The 22,401-nt window shown below is 51.2% G+C and carries 17 protein-coding genes, 1 rRNA gene and 1 riboswitch; of the genes, 10 read left to right on the top strand and 8 right to left on the bottom strand.

Annotated features, from left to right (window positions below):
• The first annotated feature begins 39 nt into the window (after nucleotides 1–39).
• The gene (rpoC, locus tag A7K98_RS18550; RefSeq protein WP_087489887.1) at nucleotides 40–4,260 is read left to right on the top strand and encodes a DNA-directed RNA polymerase subunit beta'; all 4,221 of its coding nucleotides are present in this window, start codon (nucleotides 40–42) and stop codon (nucleotides 4,258–4,260) included.
• A 50-nt stretch (nucleotides 4,261–4,310) separates the two neighbouring features.
• Nucleotides 4,311–5,402: a DUF1176 domain-containing protein gene (locus A7K98_RS18545; protein ID WP_087489886.1), complete on the top strand. Its 1,092-nt coding sequence runs from the start codon at nucleotides 4,311–4,313 to the stop codon at nucleotides 5,400–5,402.
• Between the two features lie 40 nt (nucleotides 5,403–5,442).
• Here the strand turns inward: A7K98_RS18545 and thiH are convergent, their stop codons facing one another.
• From thiH to thiC, 6 genes are read right to left on the bottom strand one after another with little or no spacing between them, the layout of a single operon-like run.
• On the bottom strand, nucleotides 5,443–6,570 hold the full coding sequence (gene thiH / locus A7K98_RS18540) for a 2-iminoacetate synthase ThiH (protein ID WP_087489885.1): 1,128 nt from the start codon (nucleotides 6,568–6,570) through the stop codon (nucleotides 5,443–5,445).
• The gene (locus A7K98_RS18535) at nucleotides 6,563–7,348 is read right to left on the bottom strand and encodes a thiazole synthase (RefSeq protein ID WP_087489884.1); all 786 of its coding nucleotides are present in this window, start codon (nucleotides 7,346–7,348) and stop codon (nucleotides 6,563–6,565) included. The genes thiH and A7K98_RS18535 overlap by 8 nt, the downstream gene beginning before the upstream one ends.
• A gap of 2 nt (nucleotides 7,349–7,350) precedes the next feature.
• Nucleotides 7,351–7,551, bottom strand: a complete 201-nt coding sequence (gene thiS, locus A7K98_RS18530) for a sulfur carrier protein ThiS (protein ID WP_087489883.1) — start codon at nucleotides 7,549–7,551, stop codon at nucleotides 7,351–7,353.
• Nucleotides 7,535–8,296, bottom strand: coding sequence for a HesA/MoeB/ThiF family protein (locus tag A7K98_RS18525; protein ID WP_087489882.1), 762 nt, complete (start codon nucleotides 8,294–8,296; stop codon nucleotides 7,535–7,537). The genes thiS and A7K98_RS18525 overlap by 17 nt, the downstream gene beginning before the upstream one ends.
• Nucleotides 8,286–8,939: a thiamine phosphate synthase gene (gene thiE, locus A7K98_RS18520; protein WP_407703124.1), complete on the bottom strand. Its 654-nt coding sequence runs from the start codon at nucleotides 8,937–8,939 to the stop codon at nucleotides 8,286–8,288. Before thiE ends, A7K98_RS18525 begins: the two co-directional genes overlap by 11 nt.
• On the bottom strand, nucleotides 8,936–10,855 hold the full coding sequence (gene thiC, locus A7K98_RS18515; RefSeq protein WP_087489880.1) for a phosphomethylpyrimidine synthase ThiC: 1,920 nt from the start codon (nucleotides 10,853–10,855) through the stop codon (nucleotides 8,936–8,938). The genes thiE and thiC overlap by 4 nt, the downstream gene beginning before the upstream one ends.
• 85 nt (nucleotides 10,856–10,940) lie before the next feature.
• Nucleotides 10,941–11,041, bottom strand: a riboswitch (TPP riboswitch).
• 222 nt (nucleotides 11,042–11,263) lie between these two features.
• Between thiC and nudC the strand changes: the two genes are divergently transcribed.
• From nudC to A7K98_RS18480, 7 genes are all read left to right on the top strand, one after another.
• Complete coding sequence (nudC, locus tag A7K98_RS18510; RefSeq protein WP_087489879.1) at nucleotides 11,264–12,037, top strand: NAD(+) diphosphatase; 774 nt, start codon at nucleotides 11,264–11,266, stop codon at nucleotides 12,035–12,037.
• A gap of 96 nt (nucleotides 12,038–12,133) precedes the next feature.
• The gene (gene hemE, locus A7K98_RS18505; protein WP_087489878.1) at nucleotides 12,134–13,198 is read left to right on the top strand and encodes a uroporphyrinogen decarboxylase; all 1,065 of its coding nucleotides are present in this window, start codon (nucleotides 12,134–12,136) and stop codon (nucleotides 13,196–13,198) included.
• Nucleotides 13,198–13,872: a deoxyribonuclease V gene (gene nfi, locus A7K98_RS18500; RefSeq protein ID WP_087489877.1), complete on the top strand. Its 675-nt coding sequence runs from the start codon at nucleotides 13,198–13,200 to the stop codon at nucleotides 13,870–13,872. The genes hemE and nfi overlap by 1 nt, the downstream gene beginning before the upstream one ends.
• A 62-nt stretch (nucleotides 13,873–13,934) precedes the next feature.
• A complete protein-coding gene (locus tag A7K98_RS18495) occupies nucleotides 13,935–14,525 on the top strand; it encodes a YjaG family protein (RefSeq protein WP_087489876.1) in 591 nt (196 codons plus the stop codon).
• A 190-nt stretch (nucleotides 14,526–14,715) separates the two neighbouring features.
• On the top strand, nucleotides 14,716–14,988 hold the full coding sequence (gene hupA, locus A7K98_RS18490; protein ID WP_007886275.1) for a nucleoid-associated protein HU-alpha: 273 nt from the start codon (nucleotides 14,716–14,718) through the stop codon (nucleotides 14,986–14,988).
• Between the two features lie 164 nt (nucleotides 14,989–15,152).
• Nucleotides 15,153–15,812, top strand: a complete 660-nt coding sequence (locus A7K98_RS18485) for a DUF1481 domain-containing protein (RefSeq protein ID WP_087489875.1) — start codon at nucleotides 15,153–15,155, stop codon at nucleotides 15,810–15,812.
• A gap of 129 nt (nucleotides 15,813–15,941) precedes the next feature.
• A complete protein-coding gene (locus A7K98_RS18480) occupies nucleotides 15,942–17,264 on the top strand; it encodes an IS4 family transposase (protein ID WP_087487838.1) in 1,323 nt (440 codons plus the stop codon).
• A 48-nt stretch (nucleotides 17,265–17,312) separates the two neighbouring features.
• Here the strand turns inward: A7K98_RS18480 and purD are convergent, their stop codons facing one another.
• Nucleotides 17,313–18,596, bottom strand: coding sequence for a phosphoribosylamine--glycine ligase (purD, locus tag A7K98_RS18475; RefSeq protein WP_087489874.1), 1,284 nt, complete (start codon nucleotides 18,594–18,596; stop codon nucleotides 17,313–17,315).
• A 19-nt stretch (nucleotides 18,597–18,615) separates the two neighbouring features.
• A complete protein-coding gene (gene purH / locus A7K98_RS18470; RefSeq protein WP_087489873.1) occupies nucleotides 18,616–20,211 on the bottom strand; it encodes a bifunctional phosphoribosylaminoimidazolecarboxamide formyltransferase/IMP cyclohydrolase in 1,596 nt (531 codons plus the stop codon).
• A gap of 619 nt (nucleotides 20,212–20,830) precedes the next feature.
• On the opposite strand from purH, the gene A7K98_RS18465 reads away from it, so the two are divergent.
• Nucleotides 20,831–22,372 (top strand): 16S ribosomal RNA (locus tag A7K98_RS18465).
• The last annotated feature ends 29 nt before the right edge of the window (nucleotides 22,373–22,401 follow it).

Genomic DNA, 22,401 nt, shown 5'->3' with positions numbered 1-22,401 from the left:
GGATACCCTGAGAAGTCTCACTCCGACGGGAGCAAATCCGTGAAAGACTTACTTAAGTTTCTAAAAGCGCAAACTAAAACCGAAGAGTTTGATGCGATCAAGATCGCTCTGGCCTCGCCAGATATGATCCGTTCCTGGTCTTTCGGTGAAGTTAAAAAGCCAGAAACCATCAACTATCGTACCTTTAAGCCGGAACGTGATGGTCTGTTCTGTGCGCGTATCTTTGGTCCGGTAAAAGACTATGAGTGCCTGTGCGGTAAGTACAAGCGTCTCAAACACCGTGGTGTGATCTGTGAGAAGTGTGGCGTAGAAGTTACCCAGACTAAAGTTCGTCGTGAACGTATGGGTCACATCGAGCTGGCTTCTCCTACAGCGCACATCTGGTTCCTGAAATCACTACCATCCCGTATTGGTCTGTTGTTAGACATGCCACTGCGTGATATTGAGCGCGTGCTGTATTTCGAATCTTATGTCGTTATTGAAGGCGGCATGACCAACCTCGAAAAGCGCCAGATTCTGACTGAAGAGCAGTATCTGGATGCACTTGAAGAGTTTGGTGATGAATTCGACGCTAAAATGGGTGCAGAAGCGGTTCAGGCCCTGCTGAAAGGCATGGATCTGGAGCAGGAATGCGAACAGCTGCGTGAAGAGCTGAACGAAACCAATTCTGAAACCAAGCGTAAAAAGCTGACCAAGCGGATCAAACTGCTGGAAGCCTTTGTTCAGTCTGGTAACAAACCAGAGTGGATGATTCTGACAGTACTGCCAGTATTGCCACCGGACCTGCGTCCTCTGGTACCACTGGACGGTGGCCGTTTCGCGACTTCAGATCTGAACGATCTGTACCGTCGTGTGATCAACCGTAACAACCGTCTGAAACGCCTGCTGGATCTGGCTGCACCTGACATCATCGTACGTAACGAAAAACGTATGCTGCAGGAAGCGGTCGATGCATTGCTGGATAACGGTCGTCGCGGTCGTGCAATTACCGGTTCTAACAAACGTCCTCTGAAATCTTTGGCCGATATGATCAAAGGTAAGCAGGGTCGTTTCCGTCAGAACCTGCTGGGTAAACGTGTTGACTACTCCGGTCGTTCAGTAATCACCGTTGGTCCATACCTGCACCTGCATCAGTGTGGTCTGCCTAAGAAAATGGCTCTGGAACTGTTCAAACCATTTATCTATGGCAAGCTGGAACTGCGTGGCCTGGCAACGACTATCAAAGCTGCCAAGAAAATGGTTGAGCGTGAAGAAGCTGTCGTCTGGGATATCCTGGATGAAGTTATCCGCGAACACCCGGTACTGCTGAACCGTGCACCAACCCTGCACCGTTTGGGTATCCAGGCTTTCGAACCAGTACTGATCGAAGGTAAAGCGATTCAGCTGCACCCGTTAGTTTGTGCGGCCTATAACGCCGACTTCGATGGTGACCAGATGGCTGTTCACGTACCGCTGACGCTGGAAGCCCAGTTAGAAGCGCGTGCGCTGATGATGTCTACCAACAACATCCTGTCTCCGGCAAACGGTGAACCTATCATCGTTCCTTCACAGGACGTGGTACTGGGTCTGTATTACATGACCCGTGACAGAGTCAATGGTAAAGGCGAAGGCATGGTCCTGACCGGACCTAAAGAAGCTGAACGCGTATACCGTGCGGGTCTGGCGGAGCTGCATGCTCGCGTTAAAGTCCGTATTACCGAATACAGCCTGAATGAGCAGGGCGAACTGATCCCTCAGACCAGCCTGATCGATACTACTATCGGTCGTGCCATCCTGTGGATGATCGTTCCAAAAGGTCTGCCATATTCAATCATCAACCAGGCATTGGGTAAAAAGGCAATCTCTAAGATGCTGAATACCTGCTACCGTATCCTGGGTCTGAAACCTACCGTAATTTTTGCGGACCAGACCATGTATACCGGTTTTGCTTATGCAGCCCGTTCCGGTGCATCAGTAGGTATTGATGATATGGTTATCCCGGCCAAAAAAGCCGAGATCATCAGCGAAGCTGAAGCTGAAGTTGCTGAAATCCAGGAGCAGTTCCAGTCAGGTCTGGTTACTGCCGGTGAACGTTACAACAAAGTCATCGATATCTGGGCTGCAGCTAACGAACGTGTTTCAAAAGCGATGATGGAAAACCTGCAAACTGAAACTGTGATTAACCGTCACGGTGAAGAAGAACAGCAGGTCTCTTTCAACAGTATCTATATGATGGCCGACTCCGGTGCTCGTGGTTCTGCTGCTCAGATTCGTCAGTTGGCGGGTATGCGTGGTCTGATGGCGAAACCAGATGGTTCAATCATCGAAACACCTATCACGGCAAACTTCCGCGAAGGTCTGAACGTACTCCAGTACTTCATATCGACGCACGGTGCCCGTAAAGGTCTGGCCGATACCGCACTGAAAACAGCGAACTCCGGTTATCTGACTCGTCGTCTGGTTGACGTTGCTCAGGATCTGGTGGTTACCGAAGACGATTGTGGTACCCACGAAGGTATCATGATGACTCCGGTTATCGAAGGTGGTGATGTTAAAGAACCACTGCGCGAACGTGTACTGGGTCGTGTCACCGCTGAAGACGTTCTGAAACCAGGTTCTGCAGATATTCTGGTTGCCCGTAACACTCTGCTTGATGAGCACTGGTGTGACGTGTTGGAACAGAACTCTGTCGACAGCGTTAAAGTACGTTCTGTGGTTGGTTGTACTACCGACTTTGGTGTATGTGCTCACTGTTATGGTCGTGACCTGGCTCGTGGTCATATCATCAACAAAGGTGAAGCTGTCGGTGTTATCGCGGCACAGTCCATCGGTGAACCTGGTACACAGCTGACGATGCGTACGTTCCACATCGGTGGTGCGGCATCTCGTGCGGCTGCTGAATCCAGCATCCAGGTGAAAAACAAAGGTACTATTAAGCTTATCAACGCCAAGTCGGTAACTAACTCAGCTGGCAAGCTGGTAATTACCTCACGTAACGTTGAACTGAAGATGATCGATGAATTCGGTCGTACCAAAGAAAGCTATAAAGTTCCTTACGGTTCTGTGATGGCCAAAGGTGATGGTGAGCAGGCGAATGCCGGCGAAACCGTAGCTAACTGGGATCCACATACCATGCCAGTTATCACCGAAGTGAGTGGTTTCCTTCGCTTTGTTGATATGAATGATGGCCAGACAATCACCCGTCAAACGGATGAGCTGACCGGTCTGTCTTCAATCGTGGTTATGGATACTGCTGAGCGTACTTCAGGTGGTAAAGATCTGCGTCCGGCACTGAAAATTGTCGATGCGAAAGGCAACGATGTGATGCTGCCAGGTACTGATATGCCTGCACAGTACTTCCTGCCTGGCAACGCGATTGTTCAGCTGGATGACGGCGTACAAATCAGTTCCGGTGATACCCTGGCGCGTGTTCCTCAGGAATCCGGCGGTACTAAAGATATTACCGGTGGTCTGCCACGCGTTGCTGACCTGTTCGAAGCTCGTCGTCCTAAAGAGCCGGCGATTCTGGCAGAAATCAGCGGTATTATTTCCTTCGGGAAAGAAACCAAAGGCAAACGTCGTCTGGTGATCACACCTGTTGATGGCAGCGAACCTTACGAAGAGATGATTCCGAAATGGCGTCAGCTTAACGTGTTTGAAGGTGAGCGTGTTGAACGTGGTGACGTAGTTTCCGACGGACCTGAATCACCGCACGACATTCTGCGTCTGCGTGGTGTTCATGCGGTAACCCGTTATATCACCAACGAAGTTCAGGATGTTTACCGTCTGCAAGGCGTTAAGATTAACGATAAACACATCGAAGTTATCGTTCGTCAGATGCTGCGTAAAGCGACCATCGCCTCTGCCGGAAGCTCTGAGTTCCTGGAAGGCGAACAGGCTGAAGTTTCACGTATTCTGATTGCTAACCGTGAACTGGAAGCGAACGGCAAAATCGGTGCAACTTTCCACCGTGACCTGCTGGGTATCACTAAAGCTTCACTGGCAACCGAATCGTTTATTTCTGCGGCATCGTTCCAGGAAACGACTCGTGTGCTGACCGAAGCAGCAGTGGCTGGTAAACGCGATGAACTGCGTGGTCTGAAAGAAAACGTCATCGTGGGTCGTCTGATCCCTGCCGGTACGGGTTATGCCTACCACCAGGATCGTATGCGCCGTCGTCACTCAGGTGAAGCACAGGTAACTCCTCAGGTTACAGCAGATGAAGCATCTGCCAGCCTGGCAGAGTTGCTGAATGCCGGCCTCGGTGGCAGCGACGAGTAATATCGCATGACATCATGATATAAAACCCTGCTCCGGCAGGGTTTTTTTATATGTCGTCAGACAGGGAAATGGAGCAAATCATGAGGATCCTTTGTGTGCCCGGCATGTTGTTGGCAATGCTGGTGGCTGCACCTACAGTAAATGCTTCAGAACCAGTTCAGAGAATGTTCCAGGACTGGCAGGTTACCTGTAATAACCTGAATGATTGTGATATCCGCAATGTGGATGAAAATATGCGTGTGGTCCTGAAACACGAAGCCGGTCCGCGGGGAGATATCTCGCTGGATATTATGGGGTTTGATATTGATAAACCTTCAGGTATCTGGCTGGACGGCCAGTTATGGGATAACTCTCTGACTCCGATCAGTTCTGATGAAGAACATGATTATGCAGGCTACCATACTGATTCACTGCAGGATGTTCAGGCCTTTATTCAGGCCGCCAGAAATGCTAAGCGAATTGCTTTAACTCCGGATGAAGACGACGATACCGGATCGTTAAAAGGTTTAGATGCATCGTTGCTGTTTGTTGATGACATACAGGGGCGGTTAGATAACCAGACAGCTCTGCTGCGCGTTGGTGCCGGTGTCCCGGCGCAGGTGCCGTTACGTTATGCGTTTGAAATTCCGCCGACCAAAGTTCCGGCGATTTTCCCGGTCAGTGATGCCAATGCACTGATTAATGAAGTGTTGCAGACCCAACAATCGGTACTGGATGATGAAGAGTGCTCACCAGAAGCCGACGATATTGCGCGCAGTAAAGTGGAACCTCTGGATAAGAAAAATGTGCTGGTCATGATTAACTGCGTCACCGGCGCTTATCAGTCATCAGGCATTTTATTTGTGACGCCACGGAATCATCCGGATCAGGCAAAAGAAGTCGAACTCACATTACCACTGAAAGATGATCAGGGAGATCCTCAGACGATCAGTTGGTTCACAGATGTCAGTTATGATCCTAAGACGGCAATGCTGACGCATATTGCTCGTGGCAGAGGGATCGCCGATTGTGGTGAAAGCGGTGCCTGGCGCTATGACGGGCATAATTTTCAGCTAATGAGTTATCACAATCAGCCGGACTGTGATGGTGGAGCTCCCGGTAACTGGCCTTCTGTCTGGCTGACTCCGGGATTCAAAGAATAACGCCGATGATAAAACGGGCGCTATGCGCCCGTTAGTTTTTTCAGGCAGACTCTCTGCCAAAATAATATTCCCAGTCTTTCCACACCGGTTGTAGTCCCGCCCGCTGCAAAGCCGCAGCGACTACCTCTGGCCGACGATGATCATCTGGTGAGAACTGTTCCAGTGCATCATTGTTCTCTGCATAACCTCCGGGTGCTGTCTTTGAAAAGGCGCTGGCAGTGGTAACCACAATCGGAATTGCATGATCGCGAAATGTCGGAGATTCGCGGGTAGAGAGTGAGATATCCGTTTGCGGAGAGAAAATGCGAAATGCACACATGCTCTGCAACAACTGTCGTTCACTCATCAACGAGGCCGGGGTAATTCCCCCGGCACAAGGTCGCAGACGAGGGAAGGCAACGGAATAACGTGACTGCCAATAGTGTTTCTGTAACCAGTTAAGGTGCTCGCCCATCATCAGACAATCGGTGCGCCAGTGGCCTGACAATCCGGCCAGCACCCCAAGACCGATTTTATCAATCCCGGCACGGCCCAGCCTTTCAGGGGTTTGCAGACGAAATAAGAAATCCTGCTTATTCCCCCGTAGATGGTGTGTCGCATAGCAGGAGGCATGGTAGGTTTCCTGATATACCAGCACACCGTCCAGACCCAGGCCGCGTAACTCCCGATACTCCTGTTCCTTTAATGGCTGAACCTCCATCATCAGTGAGCTGAATCTGCGTCTGATATCCGGAAGATGCCGGCGAAAGTAATCCATTCCCACTTTGGTCTGATGTTCACCGGTTACCAGCAGTAGCTGATTGAAACCCAGTTGACGTATCGCTTCACACTCCTGGCTAATCTCCAACCCGTCGAGTGTTTTGCGCCGGATGCGATTGCTCATTGAAAAGCCGCAGTAGGTACATTCATTAGCACACAGGTTTGAAAGATAGAGTGGTGCGAAAAAATTAATCGTGTGACCGAAACGCTGGCGCGTCAGTTGCTGTGCTCTGGCAGCCATAGGTTCGAGATAAGCTTCCGCGGCAGGGGAAAGTAATGCCATCAGGCCAGTGATACCACTCACCGCACCAGACAGTGCGCGTTCTACCTGCTGCTGCGTCTGGCTGTCGATTTGCAGACGTAATGCATTCTGATCCAGCGTTTGCCAGTAATCAGAGAATTCAGCCATTGCTGTTCTCCTCTACCAGCCCTGCATCAAGAAATGCCGTTAACGGGCTACTTGGGCTGGCGTGATGCTGAATAGCGGCAGGGCCTCTGGCCAGGTAACCGGCTTCGGTGGCTAGCGCAAAAGCTCTGGCGGTAGCGACAGGATCGCGGGCAGTGGCAATGGCAGTATTCACCAGCACAGCATCAGCTCCGTACTCCATAGCTTCGCAGGCATCCGAAGGCAAACCAATTCCGGCATCTACAATCACCGGGACATTGGCCTGCTCTATGATGATTTGCAGAAAGTCGCGGCTTAGCAGCCCTTTATTACTGCCGATTGGCGCACCTAATGGCATAACCGCAGCACACCCGACGGCTTCCAGCCGCTTACACAACACAGGGTCAGCCCCGCAATAGGGTAGTACCACAAATCCTTCTTTTACCAGCTGTTCTGCGGCTTTCAGGGTTTCTATCGGGTCTGGCAGCAAGTAGCGACTGTCGGGGTGAATTTCGAGTTTTACCCAGTGAGTACCCAAAGCTTCCCGGGCCAGGCGTGCGGCGAATAATGCTTCACCGGCAGTCTTGGCTCCGGAAGTGTTTGGCAGCAACATCACGCCGGATTGCAACAGTGGCGCCAGAATATCATCCTGTCGGCTGTTGAGATCGATTCGCTTCATTGCCAGGGTGGCCAGTTGAGATCCCGATGCCTGCAATGCTTGCTGCATAACGGTTGGTGAAGAAAATTTTCCGGTGCCCGTCAACAGACGAGAGCTGAAAGTTTTATCTGCTATTTTTAACATTGTTAGCCTCCGGCAATGACCTGAAAAACCACGACATCATCATTCTCCTGCAGCAGATATTCTGGCCAGCCAGCGGCGGGGATTATCTGGCCATTGACCGCCAAAGCCGTACCTTTCTGGCGTACCCGGAGTTGTTGAAGCAACTGGCTAAGGGGACAGGAAGGGCTGACAGATATCAGTTTGTCATTAAGCGTAATCTGCATGGGCTTCTCCGCATACCGGACAGTCTGCAGCCGGTGTGAGTTGCAGACGACGCCATTGCAGTTCACGACCGTCAAACAGAATCAGTTGCCCTGACGCAGCACTGTGACCGGTAGCGATCAGCTTGATTGCTTCCAGCGCCTGCAGGCTCCCCATCATGCCAACCACCGGCCCTGCGACTCCACTGTTACGGCAGTTTCGCTCTGGTTCTGCCGAATCCGGCCACAGACAACGGTAACATCCCTGCGTCCAGGGAGGCGTCAGTACCAGCAACTGCCCGCTGAATCCTACCGCACTGGCAGAGACCAGCGGGATCTGTTGTTCAATACACCAGCTATTCAACAACTGACGGGTCGCCATATTGTCACTACAGTCGAGGACTAGTGTGGGTCTGGCCGGTAAGCGGTTTAGCTGCTCAGCATCTATCCGTTGTGCCAGGGCATGCAGGTGAACCGAAGGATTGAGTTCATGCAGTGTGCTGGCTGCCAGTGTCGCTTTCTGTTTGCCGGTGTCATTGCTACGGAACAGGATTTGCCGTTGAAGGTTGCTGATGTGCAATGAATCATCATCAGCCAGCAACAGTGTACCTACACCGGCAGCTGCCAGATACAGAGCGGCTGGTGAGCCTAGCCCTCCCAGCCCGACGACCAGAACAGTTGAGTTGGCCAGTTGTTCCTGACCCACCGGGCCAATTTCCTCCAGCAACAGTTGGCGGCTGTAACGCATAAAATCCTGGTCACTGAGCATCTGCGGTACCTCTGTGTGCTTCAGCCACCCGTGACTGCAACTGTGCCACGGCATCTCGCCAGTCTGCCGCTGCCGTAATCGCACTGACGACGGCAATACTACCTACTCCGGTGGCCAGTACGTCAGCAGCTCTGTCGATACTTATCCCGCCAATCGCGACGGTAGGTATTCCGGCCAGTTGCCGGACATGATGACGCAGGTTGTCCAGCCCCTGAGGCTGAGATGGCATCTGTTTGGTATTTGTCGGGAAAACATGACCGAGCGCGATATAGGAAGGGTGAAGAGGTAAAACCCTGGCGATTTCATGACTATCATGGGTTGATACCCCTAAACGCAGGCCAGCCTGCAGGATCGCATCCAAATCCGCAGTGTCTAAATCCTCCTGTCCGAGGTGTACGCCATAGGCACCATGTTTAATGGCCAGTTGCCAGTCATCGTTAATAAATAACCGAGCCTGGCGGGCAGCCGCCAGACGGATACTATCGATGATGGCCTGTTCTTTTTCGGCGGCACTGCCTTGTTTCATCCGCAACTGCAGGGTCATTACCCCGGCATCCAGCAGCCGGGCTATCCATTCAACACTATCTACTACGGCGTATAACCCACAGCGCAGTGGTACCGGCGGAAATTTCTGCGTCATTATTTCGCCTCCGCATCCGCCACTACCTGCTGATAAATTTCACTACCGCTGTCGCGGAAACGCTGAGACATTTCCAGCATACCTTCATCAATCACGACCGCCGGCCCCGGGTTTTTGCTGGCAAAATCACGGACTTCCTGGCTTATTTTCATTGAGCAGAATTTTGGTCCGCACATCGAACAGAAGTGAGCGACCTTACCGGATTCCTGTGGCAGGGTTTGGTCGTGATAGTTGCGGGCAGTCTCCGGGTCGAGAGCCAGGTTAAACTGGTCTTCCCAGCGGAACTCGAAACGGGCTTTAGACATAGCATTGTCGCGGATTTGTGCTCCGGGATGCCCCTTAGCGAGGTCAGCGGCATGAGCAGCAATTTTGTATGCGATCAGTCCCTGTTTTACATCTTCTTTATCCGGCAGGCCGAGGTGTTCTTTCGGGGTGACGTAACACAGCATTGCGCAGCCAAACCAGCCGATCATCGCGGCACCTATGCCTGAGGTGAAGTGATCATAGCCAGGCGCGATATCTGTGGTCAGCGGGCCGAGGGTATAAAATGGAGCTTCATGGCAATGCTCCAGCTGCTCAGTCATATTCCGCTGAATCATATGCATCGGGACGTGGCCCGGACCTTCGATCATGACCTGAACATCATACTCCCAGGCAATTTTAGTCAGTTCTCCCAAAGTATGCAGTTCAGCGAATTGTGCTTCGTCATTCGCGTCCTGAATGGAGCCCGGACGCAGCCCGTCACCTAATGACAGAGAAATATCGTAGCTGGCACATATTTCACAAATCTCCCGGAAATGGCGATAAAGGAAGTTTTCCTGATGATGCGAAAGGCACCATTTCGCCATAATGGAACCACCACGGGAAACGATCCCCGTCAGACGTTTTGCGGTCATCGGGACATAGCGCAGCAGGACACCGGCATGAATAGTGAAGTAATCGACACCTTGCTCAGCCTGCTCCAGCAGCGTGTCTCTGAAGATCGGCCAGTTGAGATCTTCAGCGATCCCGTTAACTTTCTCCAGCGCCTGATACACCGGTACTGTTCCTACCGGGATCGGGCTGTTGCGCAGGATCCACTCACGGGTTTCATGAATGTTCCGACCGGTAGACAGATCCATCAGGGTATCAGCCCCCCAACGGGCAGCCCAGACCAGCTTTTCGACCTCTTCTTCGATAGAGGAGGTAACCGCAGAGTTACCAATGTTGGCATTGATTTTCACCAGAAAATTACGACCGATAATCATCGGTTCAGATTCCGGATGGTTAATATTGGCCGGGATAATTGCCCGACCGGCAGCCACTTCCTGGCGCACAAATTCGGCAGTGATGGTTTCCGGGAGCGGGTCAAAAAAATGTTTGCCCGGATGCTGCTGAAGCAATACCTCACCGGAAATCCGCTCACGCCCCATATTTTCACGCAGGGCAATAAACTCCATTTCCGGAGTAATTATTCCCTGACGGGCATAATGCAACTGGGTAACACAGTGCCCTGACAATGCTTTACGGGGCTGAGGCAAATGTTGGAAGCGCAGGTCGTCGAGGGTTTCATCTGCCAGGCGCTCGCGGGTATAGGCTGAGCTGGTGGCAGGAATATCTGCCGAGTCCTGACGTTGTTCAATCCACGCTTGGCGAATTCGTGGAATACCACGATGAATATCCGGGGTAGCGGTTTCGTCACCAAACGGACCTGACGTGTCATATACAGGAATCGCTTCGTTTTCTTCAACAACAGGATTTTCAGTCGTTCCGCCAATCCGGGTTGGGCTTAGTTGTATTTCACGCACCGGAACTCTGATATCCGGGCGTGACCCGGTGAGCCAGCGACGCCGCGAGGCCGGAAACGACTGACTGCTCAGTGAATTAATGAAATTACGTGCTTGTTCGCGTTTTTCACGACGGGATAATTTTTCAGACATAGCTCTATTTCCTGTAATCAAAGAAATACGCTTGTCCGGAGTTCGGATGGAGTGACAGAGAGATATGCCGGCAGGCACACTCAGGCTGAACTGTACTCTTGTTCCCTTCGCAGGTACTAACCTGATCAGGTTCCGCGGATCCCGAATTAACGGTCTCAGCCCCGGGGGGCACTCCGACAAGATAACAGGCTGCAGAAAATTTAGATGATGCAGCCATGGGTGATAAGTCACCGTGGCTCAGCATAGAGCGGTTCAGTGTGAAGTACAAGCCCCTGGTGTTTGTCAGGTTGGTCTTCTGTGTGAACGGCTGCATTTTTCTGCCAGACGCTGACATTACTCTGGTGGGTGGTACTATGGGGTTCACAGTGATCGTCGTGATATATCAGAAAAACAATAAGGTGATGATTGATGGAACGCGAAATAACCGCTTCAGACAGCGGCTGGTGGGTAGTGAGTCAGCTGAATAAACTCTGGTTACCCGGGGGAGAACTTCCCCACGGCAACGCTAAGGATTTTTCGCTCAGTGGTTCTCGTGGCCAGCCGATAGGGGAATGGCAGGGCGAAACTGTCTGGCTGGTGGATGACTCAAAACCTCAGGATATGGCGTCACTACGCCAATTGCTACAGGGTGACAGCGGGTTATTCAGAATGGCCGGACGCGGAGTTCAGCTGGCAGAATTTTATCGCTCTCATCGCTATTGCGGTTATTGTGGCCAGGAAATGCATCGTAGCAGGACAGAATTTGCCTGTCTGTGCGGGCATTGTCATGAGCGTTATTACCCACAGATAGCTCCCTGCATTATTGTTGTTATCCGCCGGGGAGATCAGTTATTGCTGGCGCAGCATGTCAGGCATCGTAACGGAATTTACACCGCCTTAGCCGGATTTACCGAAGTCGGAGAAACTCTGGAACAAACTGTTGCCCGTGAGGTTATGGAAGAGAGCAATATTAAAATCAAAAACCTGCGTTATGTCGCCTCACAACCCTGGCCTTTTCCACAATCGCTGATGATGGCTTTTCTGGCTGATTATGACAGCGGCGAGATACGCATCGATCCGAAAGAGCTGCTGGATGCTGGCTGGTATCGTTACGATGAATTACCACAGCTTCCTCCTCCGGGAACTATTGCACGCCGGTTGATTGAGGATACGGTAGCATTATGCCGGCAGGATGAGGAGTAACCGGCAGGTAACAGAAACGTTACCTTACTGGTGCAGAGTTAGAACAAGTATGGGTTTGTGTATATAATACGCGCCTGATTTCGAGAGAGCCTGATTATGAGCGAATTAAAAAACGACCGTTATCTGCGTGCCTTACTGCGGCAGCCAACGGATGTGACTCCGGTATGGATGATGCGTCAGGCAGGCCGCTATTTGCCTGAATATAAGCAGACCCGGGCAGAAGCTGGTGATTTTATGTCACTGTGTAAGAACGCTGAACTAGCCTGTGAAGTAACTCTGCAACCTTTGCGCCGTTATCCTCTGGATGCAGCTATTCTTTTCTCTGACATTCTGACAATTCCGGATGCGATGGGGCTGGGGCTGTATTTCGAAACCGGTGAAGGGCCCCGTTTTTCTTCTCCGATAAGCTGCGCGGCAGATGTCAAAAATTTGCCAATCCCGGATCCGGAGCAGGAACTGGGTTATGTAATGAATGCAGTGCGTACCATCCGCAAAAATCTGCAGGGTGAGGTTCCGCTGATTGGCTTCTCCGGCAGTCCGTGGACGCTGGCCACTTATATGGTCGAAGGCGGCAGCAGTAAGGCCTTTACCAAAATCAAAAAAATGATGTACAGCGATCCTTCGGCATTGCATGCCTTGCTGGATAAACTGGCAGAGAGTGTCATTCTGTATCTGAATGCACAAATCCGTGCCGGAGCGCAGTCCGTGATGGTATTTGATACCTGGGGTGGCGTATTAACCGGTCGTGATTACCGGAATTTCTCGCTCTATTACATGCATAAAATTGTTGATGGTCTGCTGCATGAAAATGAAGGCCGCCGGGTTCCTGTGACTCTGTTTACTAAAGGTGGTGGGCAGTGGCTGGAGGAGATTGCAGATACCGGATGTGACGCGATTGGTCTGGACTGGACAACTGATATCGCCAATGCCCGCCAGCGGGTCGGACATCGGGTGGCTTTGCAGGGCAATATGGACCCTTCGATTCTCTATGCCCCTCCGGCGCGTATTGAGCAGGAAGTCTCGACCATTCTTGAAGGATTTGGTCAGGGTGAAGGACATGTATTCAACCTCGGTCACGGTATTCATCAGGATGTACCTCCTGAGCATGCCGGAGCTTTTGTTGAGGCCGTTCACCGCCTGTCTGCGGCATACCATAAATAATGTCAGCCGACGTTGCGGCGCTTAAAGCTGAACAGCTTTCACGGGCAGCAGAAGTTGTCCGTGAAGGACTGAGCGAGGATTTCTCTCCGGCCTTTATTGGTGGAGGAGATGTCGGTTTTGAGCAGCAGGGCGCCGTGGCAAGGGCTGCATTTGTGGTGCTACGCTGGCCGTCTCTGCAAATGGTGGAACACCGTGTTGCGCGGGTTCCGGTCACCTTGCCCTATATTCCTGGTTATCTCTCCTTTCGTGAATGCCCTGCTTTACAGGCAGCCTGGCAGCAACTGGAACATCGCCCGGAGTTATTGTTTATTGACGGGCATGGTATTTCCCATCCCAGGGGCTTAGGCGTGGCCAGCCATTTTGGTTTACTGGCCGATGTGCCGACGATTGGTGTGGCCAAAAGCCGGTTATGTGGCGACTATTTGCCACTGGCGGAAGAAGTGGGTGCCTGCCAGCCATTATTATTCCGGCAGCAGCAGGCTGGCTGGGTACTGCGCAGTAAGCAACGTTGTAATCCGCTGTTTATTTCTGTTGGCCACCGCGTGAGCCAGCAAATGGCACTTTACTGGACTCAGCAATGCCTGCGCGGCTATCGTTTACCTGAACCCACCCGACTTGCTGATGCCGTTGCTTCACAGCGCAAAGGCTTTCAGCGCTGGCTGGAACCACAATAACGCTGTGAAATGGTGGCTTTTGCGTTACACTTCTGCCAGCTAATTTATAATGAGTACTTGTCATGTTACGTAACCCCATTCACCTGCGTCTGGAAAAACTGGAAAGCTGGCAACATGTGACCTTCATGGCTTGTCTGTGTGAGCGTATGTATCCGAACTATCAGGCATTCTGTCAGCAGACTGAATTTGCAGATCCACATCTTTATCGGCGTATTCTTGACCTCGTCTGGGAAACGCTGGTGGTGAAGGGTGCTAAAGTTAATTTCGATTCTCAACTTGAGAAGCTTGAAGAGGCTATCCCTGATGGAGAAGCCTTTGATGTTTATGGTGTCTACCCGGCAATAGATGCCTGTGTAGCACTGAGTGATTTACTCCACGCCCTGTTAAGTGGTGAAAGTTTGACCTACGCAGTGGAAGTGAGTAAAACATCTATCACGACTGTTGCTATGCTGGAAATGACTCAGGCTGGCCGGGAAATGACCGATGAAGAGCTCAGAGAGAACCAGGCCGTCATTGACGAATGGGACCTGCAATGGGAAATATTCCGCTTGCTCGCAGACTGCGAAGAACGCGATCTGGAGTTGATCAAAGGGCTGCGTGCTGACCTGCGGGAAGCCGGAATTAGCAATATCGGTATAAGTTTTAACCAGTAAGACGATAAAACGTGATTTCAGGCCTGATTTAGCATACCAGAAGGCTTCACATCAGCCCCCTGTCTGGTCTACATTTGGGGGGCTAAAAATTGTGGCTATCGGTGTGTGCAGACTGAAGGGTGTCGGAACATTTGGCTTTTCACTCGCATTCGTTGCTTAGCAGGCGATAAATACACTTTAAGGATAACTTATGAACAAGACTCAACTGATTGATGTGATCGCAGAAAAAGCGGACCTGTCTAAAACCCAGGCTAAAACTGCACTGGAATCTACTCTGGCTGCGATTACTGAGTCTCTGAAAGAAGGTGATGCAGTTCAGCTGGTTGGTTTCGGTACTTTTAAAGTTAACCACCGTGCAGAACGTACTGGCCGCAACCCGCAGACTGGTAAAGAAATCAAAATTGCAGCTGCAAACGTTCCTGCGTTCGTTTCCGGTAAAGCTCTGAAAGACGCCGTTAAATAAGCGTTGCACCCCGGGTGCGAAACGTTTAGTTAACAGAAGGGGCAGCAATTTGCCCCTTCTGTTTATTATCTTCAGCTTCTGTCTCATCCCTGTCTGCTGCTTTCCTTTGTATAATTATCTCATTCGTTGCTCTGACCGGCTGTCATGAATATGAAGGAGAGAAAATGTATTTCACCGGACGGAAAAGTATTTTTAGCCTGGTCTGTTTGTTGCTGGCAGGCTGCAGTTCTTCCCAGAAACTCCCGCCATTCAGTGCCTCTGGCTATCTTGCCGATCGGGGTGTCGTCCGCTTATGGCGAAAAAATACCGCTTCTGATGATGTCACGATACGTGTCCTGTATACGCCGTTCGACCAGGGAGTGAGCGAAGAATCGGAATATCACTGGCACGATGACAAACTCGTTTCTGTCAGCCGACATATCAGTGGTGCTACATCAGACGATGTGACTCTGAGATTTGATAATCAGGGTAATGTCAGTTTTATGCAGCGTCAGCTGAAAAACCACCGCGAATCCGTCAGCCAGCAAACGATTGAGCTTTATCAGTTTGATGCCGGCAGGATGTTGAGCATCAGTAACGCATTACAGGCAGGGAAAATACGCCTGCAGCAGGGCATATGGCAGCAGAGGAATACGGTCATCACCTGTGATCACCAACAGGTTCAGGCGGGGCTGGGGCCGGAAGCATTACAGGTGATTAGTCAGAGTAAATCTGGTACAGCTCCGTTGTATATCTCCTGGCTGCAAGGTCCGCAGGGCACACAATTACTGAAAGCCACCACCGATAATTTATGCCATAACCAGCCAACAGCCGAAGATCTGTAGCCGGAAGATTGAAGAACGCCAGCAATAAAAAAAGCAGGCCGAAGCCTAATGCCGATCGTTTAAGGATCATTTGACCGATCCGGTGGTTGGTGTAAAAAGGGTTCATGTGCAGACATGGACCCTTTTTAAATGGAACTTTCGCAAGCTCTCGGCATTATTAATCTCACTGCTCCCGAAGAAGTACAAAGCCTCTCTGACCTGCTCTCTCCTGACCTCATCCGACAGGCGTTTTCCCTCACTGATACCGTCACGCTGCGTAAGCGTAAACTTCCCCTTGAGTCGATGGTCTGGCTGGTTATCGGTATGGCCATATTCAACAATAAGCCCATGAGCCATATCGTGAATTTGATGGATATTGTTGACCGGACCGGACGGTCATTTACCGCACCCAGCTCTGTGATTGCCCGCCGAAAAACACTGGGCGAAGATGCCATCCGGGTCCTGTTTGATCTCACTCAACAACACTGGCACGAAGAAGCCAGACATCCCCTCTGGCACGGGTTGACGCTTAATGCTGTTGATGGCGTTGTCTGGCATACCCAGGACACTCCTGAAAATGCAGAGGCCTTCGGCAAAGCATCTAATCAGCATGGTGAACGCGGTTATCCTCAGGTTCGTATGGTGTGTCTGATGGAACTCAGCAGCCATCTGCTGCGTGCAAGTGTGTCAGGTCGCTACGATATCAACGAAATGCGGCTGGCCGCTCAGCTGGCAGAAAATGCACCGGATAACAGTATTACGCTGTTTGATAAGGGCTTTTACTCTTTAGGGTTGTTACATGACTGGCATAATGCAGGTGAAAATCGCCACTGGCTAACGCCGCTGAAAAAGAACACTCAGTATGAAGTGGTACGAAAGCTCGGCAGGCAGGACGAACTGATACGACTGAAAACCACGCCTCAGGCCAGAAAGCAATGGAAAGGCCTGCCGGAAGAACTCATAGTGAGGCTAATCAGGCGGAAAGTGAACGGGACGGAACGGCAGGTAGTCACTTCCATGACAGATGCGATGCGTTATCCGGCGACTGACGTGGCAGAACTTTATAAGCATCGCTGGGAAATCGAGCTGGGATATCGTGAGGCAAAGCAGTTTTTACTGGGAAACCGCTGGACGCTGAGAAGCCGGTTGCCCGATCTGGTGAAGCAGGAGCTATGGGGAATACTGCTGACGTATAACCTGGTGCGTTACCAGATGATTAAAATGGCGTTCAGCCTGAAAGGAAATTACCTGCCTTACCAGTTGAGCTTCAGCGGTGCAGTATCAGAGATATTACGGCTACTGATCGGTCTGCCGTGGGCTTCACCGGGAGCCATCCCGGGTCACCTTAAACACTTTTACAGTAATGCCGGGATGCTGAAACTGCCACCACGACGAGAACGGGAATATGTGAGAGAAGTGAGGGAGAAAAGGTCGAAATATCCCTTTAAAAACAATGCCGGTCACCTTAAGTGACCGGCATTAGGCCGAAGCCTGCTCTGTCATGACGGGTATCGCCTGAGGTTATTTGGAACGATTAATGGCCCGATAGCCAATATCATTACGGTAGAAACTGCCTTGCCATGAGATGGCTTTTGCCAGCACATAGGCATTTTTCTGTGCTTCTGCTACATCAGAACCCAGTGCTGTGATGCAGAGTACCCGTCCGCCGTTAGTAACGACGTCATCACCCTGTAAGGTTGTTCCGGCATGGAACACTTTGCCGTCAAGTTCGTCAGCTGCTTCCAGACCGGAAATAACATCACCTTTACGATACTGGTCAGGATAACCGCCAGCAGCGATAACCACACCCAGTGAAGGGCGTGGATCCCATAATGATTCCTGCTGGTCCAGCTGACCTTCACAGGCCGCCAGACATAATGTCACCAGATCAGACTGCATACGCATCATGATTGGCTGTGTTTCCGGGTCACCAAAACGACAGTTAAATTCGATAACCTTTGGCTGACCTGCGGCATCAATCATCAGTCCGGCATACAGGAAACCAGTGTAAACATTTCCTTCGGCTGCCATTCCACGGACAGTTGGCCAAATCACCTGATCCATGACTCGCTGGTGGACTTCATCGGTCACCACAGGGGCCGGAGAATATGCACCCATGCCACCGGTATTAGGGCCGGTATCTGCATCACCGACGCGTTTATGGTCCTGACTGGTAGCCATAGGCAGAACATGTTCGCCATCGACCATCACAATGAAACTGGCTTCTTCGCCGTCAAGGAACTCTTCAATGACAATGCGGTGACCAGCATCGCCAAAGGCATTTCCTGCCAGCATATCGCGTACAGCATCTTCAGCTTCCTGCAGGGTCATCGCGACGATAACGCCTTTCCCGGCGGCCAGACCATCAGCTTTGATAACAATCGGTGCGCCTTTCTCACGCAGATAATTGAGTGCTGGCTCGACTTCGGTGAAATTCTGGTATTCCGCTGTCGGAATCTTATGGCGTGCCAGGAAGTCCTTGGTGAACGCTTTAGAACCTTCCAGCTGAGCTGCAGCCTGAGTCGGGCCAAAAATTTTCAGCCCTGCGGCACGAAAGGCATCAACCACACCAATAACCAACGGCGCTTCAGGTCCGACAATCGTCAGATCAATCTTATGTTGCTGAGCAAACGCCAGCAGCCCCTGAATATCAGTCGCACTGATATCCACATTTTGCAGGGCAGATTCCCGGGCGGTACCGGCATTACCCGGAGCCACATAGACTGCTTCTGTTAACGGTGACTGGGCGGCTTTCCAGGCCAGCGCATGTTCACGCCCGCCGTTACCAATAATTAAAATTTTCATCGTTACAACTCCTGATCAATTAATGGCGGAAATGGCGCATATCAGTAAAGATCATCGCGATGCCATGTTCATTGGCTGCCGCAATGACTTCATCATCACGGATTGAACCACCAGGCTGGATGACACAGGTAATTCCGACGGCGGCAGCTGCATCAATACCATCACGGAACGGGAAGAAGGCATCAGAAGCCATCGCAGACCCTTTCACTTCCAGCCCTTCATCTCCGGCTTTGATACCAGCGATTTTCGCTGAATAGACACGACTCATTTGACCGGCGCCGATACCAATAGTCTGGTTATCCCGTGCATAGACAATCGCGTTAGACTTAACAAACTTCGCGACTTTCCAGCAGAACAGGGCATCACGCATTTCCTGTGCGCTTGGCTGACGCTGGCTAACAACGCGCAGTTGTGATTCATCGACCATACCCAGATCACGATCCTGAACCAGCAGGCCGCCATTAACCCGTTTGAAATCCAGTGCTGCAGTGCGCTGGTTCTGCCATTCGCCGCAAATCAGTACGCGGACGTTCTGCTTAGCTGCTGTTACTTTCAATGCGGCTTCACTGGCTGAAGGAGCAATAATAACTTCAACGAACTGGCGGCTGATAATAGCCACGGCAGTTTCTTCATCCAGCTCGCGGTTAAATGCGATGATACCGCCAAACGCAGAAGTCGGGTCAGTCGTATAAGCGCGCTCATAGGCCTGCTTAATATCGCTGCCAATAGCCACGCCGCAAGGGTTGGCATGTTTGACAATCACACATGCAGGTTCTGCGAACTCTTTTACGCATTCGAGAGCTGCATCGGTATCGGCAATATTATTATAAGAAAGAGCTTTACCCTGTAACTGTTGGGCTGTTGCGACGGAAGCTTCTGCAACATTCTCTTCTATATAGAAGGCTGCATCCTGATGGCTGTTTTCACCGTAGCGCATATCCTGTTTTTTGACGAAGTTCAGATTCAGGGTACGCGGGAAACGTCCGGAAGGAGTTTTGTCTTCATTATTATAGTAAGCCGGCACCATCTGACCGAAGTAGTTGGCGATCATACTGTCGTAGGCGGCAGTATGTTCGAATGCTTTGATAGCCAGGTCAAACCGGGTTTCCAGTGTCAGGCTGTTATCATTAGCTTCCATCTCTTTAATCAGCAGAGAGTAATCGCCGCTGTTAACCACAATCGCAACATCTTTATGGTTCTTCGCTGCTGAGCGCACCATGGTAGGTCCGCCAATATCGATATTTTCCACTGCATCTTCCAGGCTGCAACCTTCACGGGCAACTGTCTGAGCAAACGGATACAGGTTCACGACGACCATGTCGATAGGTGCTATCTGGTGTTCTGCCATAATCGCATCATCCTGGCCACGGCGTCCCAGAATCCCGCCATGGACTTTCGGATGCAGTGTTTTCACACGTCCGTCCATCATCTCCGGGAAGCCGGTGTAGTCAGATACTTCGGTAACAGGCAGGCCGGCATCTGCCAGCAAACGGGCAGTACCGCCGGTAGATAGCAACTCAACGCCGCAGGAAGTCAGTGCTTTGGCAAACTCAACAATACCGGTTTTGTCAGAGACACTCAGAAGAGCGCGGCGTACAGGACGACGATGTTGCATAGTGAATGTAATCCCCTGGATTGGTTTCATTTATAGAAAGAAAGAAGTCTTAAAGAAATCTCTGAAAGCAAAACTACACATTTATCTGCTTTCACAAACGTCTCAGCCCCCCGTTTCTGCATGGCGGCATTGTAGCGAAAACGTTTGCGTGATGCCCGGCTAAATTTGGATTTATAGCGCTTTGTGAGTAACTTTGTGGATAACAGGGTATAAATGGCATGTTTGCTGTGTATTGCAGCAAACAGTTATTTTTTTTGAAATTAGCAGTTGCGCCTTTTTATGAACTCCCTATAATGCGCAACCACTGAGACGGCAAAGCGCGATGCGCAGCGACGTGACAGGGACTGAAGCGATTCGGTCCGGAGAAAAAATCACGAAATAGTGGTTGACTCCTGAGGTGAAAAGCGTAATATACGCCACCTCGCAGCGACAACCTAAGCGGTTGAGTTGCAACGCTCTTTAACAATTTATCAGACAATCTGTGTGGGCACTCGCAGGATTGATATCAGCGTCTCCGGACGTAAAAAATATCAAGTCTTAAGAGTGAACACATAATGAAATTCATTATGAGTGTTTTACACTTGAGCATCGCTTAACTCGTTTAAGCAAATCAAACTTTAAATTGAAGAGTTTGATCATGGCTCAGATTGAACGCTGGCGGCAGGCCTAACACATGCAAGTCGAACGGTAGCACAGAGGAGCTTGCTCCTTGGGTGACGAGTGGCGGACGGGTGAGTAATGTCTGGGAAACTGCCTGATGGAGGGGGATAACTACTGGAAACGGTAGCTAATACCGCATAACGTCGCAAGACCAAAGTGGGGGACCTTCGGGCCTCACACCATCGGATGTGCCCAGATGGGATTAGCTAGTAGGTGGGGTAACGGCTCACCTAGGCGACGATCCCTAGCTGGTCTGAGAGGATGACCAGCCACACTGGAACTGAGACACGGTCCAGACTCCTACGGGAGGCAGCAGTGGGGAATATTGCACAATGGGCGCAAGCCTGATGCAGCCATGCCGCGTGTATGAAGAAGGCCTTCGGGTTGTAAAGTACTTTCAGTCAGGAGGAAGGGTGTAGTCTTAATACGGCTATGCATTGACGTTACTGACAGAAGAAGCACCGGCTAACTCCGTGCCAGCAGCCGCGGTAATACGGAGGGTGCAAGCGTTAATCGGAATTACTGGGCGTAAAGCGCACGCAGGCGGTCTGTCAAGTCGGATGTGAAATCCCCGGGCTCAACCCGGGAACTGCATTCGAAACTGGCAGGCTAGAGTCTTGTAGAGGGGGGTAGAATTCCAGGTGTAGCGGTGAAATGCGTAGAGATCTGGAGGAATACCGGTGGCGAAGGCGGCCCCCTGGACAAAGACTGACGCTCAGGTGCGAAAGCGTGGGGAGCAAACAGGATTAGATACCCTGGTAGTCCACGCCGTAAACGATGTCGACTTGGAGGTTGTGCCCTTGAGGCGTGGCTTCCGGAGCTAACGCGTTAAGTCGACCGCCTGGGGAGTACGGCCGCAAGGTTAAAACTCAAATGAATTGACGGGGGCCCGCACAAGCGGTGGAGCATGTGGTTTAATTCGATGCAACGCGAAGAACCTTACCTACTCTTGACATCCAGAGAACTTAGCAGAGATGCTTTGGTGCCTTCGGGAACTCTGAGACAGGTGCTGCATGGCTGTCGTCAGCTCGTGTTGTGAAATGTTGGGTTAAGTCCCGCAACGAGCGCAACCCCTATCCTTTGTTGCCAGCGATTCGGTCGGGAACTCAAAGGAGACTGCCGGTGATAAACCGGAGGAAGGTGGGGATGACGTCAAGTCATCATGGCCCTTACGAGTAGGGCTACACACGTGCTACAATGGCGCATACAAAGAGAAGCGACCTCGCGAGAGCAAGCGGACCTCATAAAGTGCGTCGTAGTCCGGATTGGAGTCTGCAACTCGACTCCATGAAGTCGGAATCGCTAGTAATCGTAGATCAGAATGCTACGGTGAATACGTTCCCGGGCCTTGTACACACCGCCCGTCACACCATGGGAGTGGGTTGCAAAAGAAGTAGATAGCTTAACCTTCGGGAGGGCGTTTACCACTTTGTGATTCATGACTGGGGTGAAGTCGTAACAAGGTAACCGTAGGGGAACCTGCGGTTGGATCACCTCCTTACCTGAAGATACGTTCCCGCGAAGTGTCCA

This window comes from Tatumella citrea, assembly GCF_002163585.1.
Taxonomy (GTDB): Bacteria; Pseudomonadota; Gammaproteobacteria; order Enterobacterales; family Enterobacteriaceae; genus Tatumella; species Tatumella citrea.
The sequence above is the reverse complement of the archived record's forward strand: the minus strand, read 5'-3'. Positions and strand labels throughout refer to the sequence as shown.

Coding starts and splice junctions, on each gene's coding strand:
- A7K98_RS18545 (WP_087489886.1), top strand. CDS start 4,311: ATGTCGTCAGACAGGGAAATGGAGCAAATCATGAGGATCCTTTGTGTG.
- thiH (WP_087489885.1), bottom strand. CDS start 6,570: ATGGCTGAATTCTCTGATTACTGGCAAACGCTGGATCAGAATGCATTA.
- A7K98_RS18535 (WP_087489884.1), bottom strand. CDS start 7,348: ATGTTAAAAATAGCAGATAAAACTTTCAGCTCTCGTCTGTTGACGGGC.
- thiS (WP_087489883.1), bottom strand. CDS start 7,551: ATGCAGATTACGCTTAATGACAAACTGATATCTGTCAGCCCTTCCTGT.
- A7K98_RS18525 (WP_087489882.1), bottom strand. CDS start 8,296: ATGCTCAGTGACCAGGATTTTATGCGTTACAGCCGCCAACTGTTGCTG.
- thiC (WP_087489880.1), bottom strand. CDS start 10,855: ATGTCTGAAAAATTATCCCGTCGTGAAAAACGCGAACAAGCACGTAAT.
- nudC (WP_087489879.1), top strand. CDS start 11,264: ATGGAACGCGAAATAACCGCTTCAGACAGCGGCTGGTGGGTAGTGAGT.
- hemE (WP_087489878.1), top strand. CDS start 12,134: ATGAGCGAATTAAAAAACGACCGTTATCTGCGTGCCTTACTGCGGCAG.
- nfi (WP_087489877.1), top strand. CDS start 13,198: ATGTCAGCCGACGTTGCGGCGCTTAAAGCTGAACAGCTTTCACGGGCA.
- A7K98_RS18495 (WP_087489876.1), top strand. CDS start 13,935: ATGTTACGTAACCCCATTCACCTGCGTCTGGAAAAACTGGAAAGCTGG.
- hupA (WP_007886275.1), top strand. CDS start 14,716: ATGAACAAGACTCAACTGATTGATGTGATCGCAGAAAAAGCGGACCTG.
- A7K98_RS18485 (WP_087489875.1), top strand. CDS start 15,153: ATGTATTTCACCGGACGGAAAAGTATTTTTAGCCTGGTCTGTTTGTTG.
- A7K98_RS18480 (WP_087487838.1), top strand. CDS start 15,942: ATGGAACTTTCGCAAGCTCTCGGCATTATTAATCTCACTGCTCCCGAA.
- purD (WP_087489874.1), bottom strand. CDS start 18,596: ATGAAAATTTTAATTATTGGTAACGGCGGGCGTGAACATGCGCTGGCC.
- purH (WP_087489873.1), bottom strand. CDS start 20,211: ATGCAACATCGTCGTCCTGTACGCCGCGCTCTTCTGAGTGTCTCTGAC.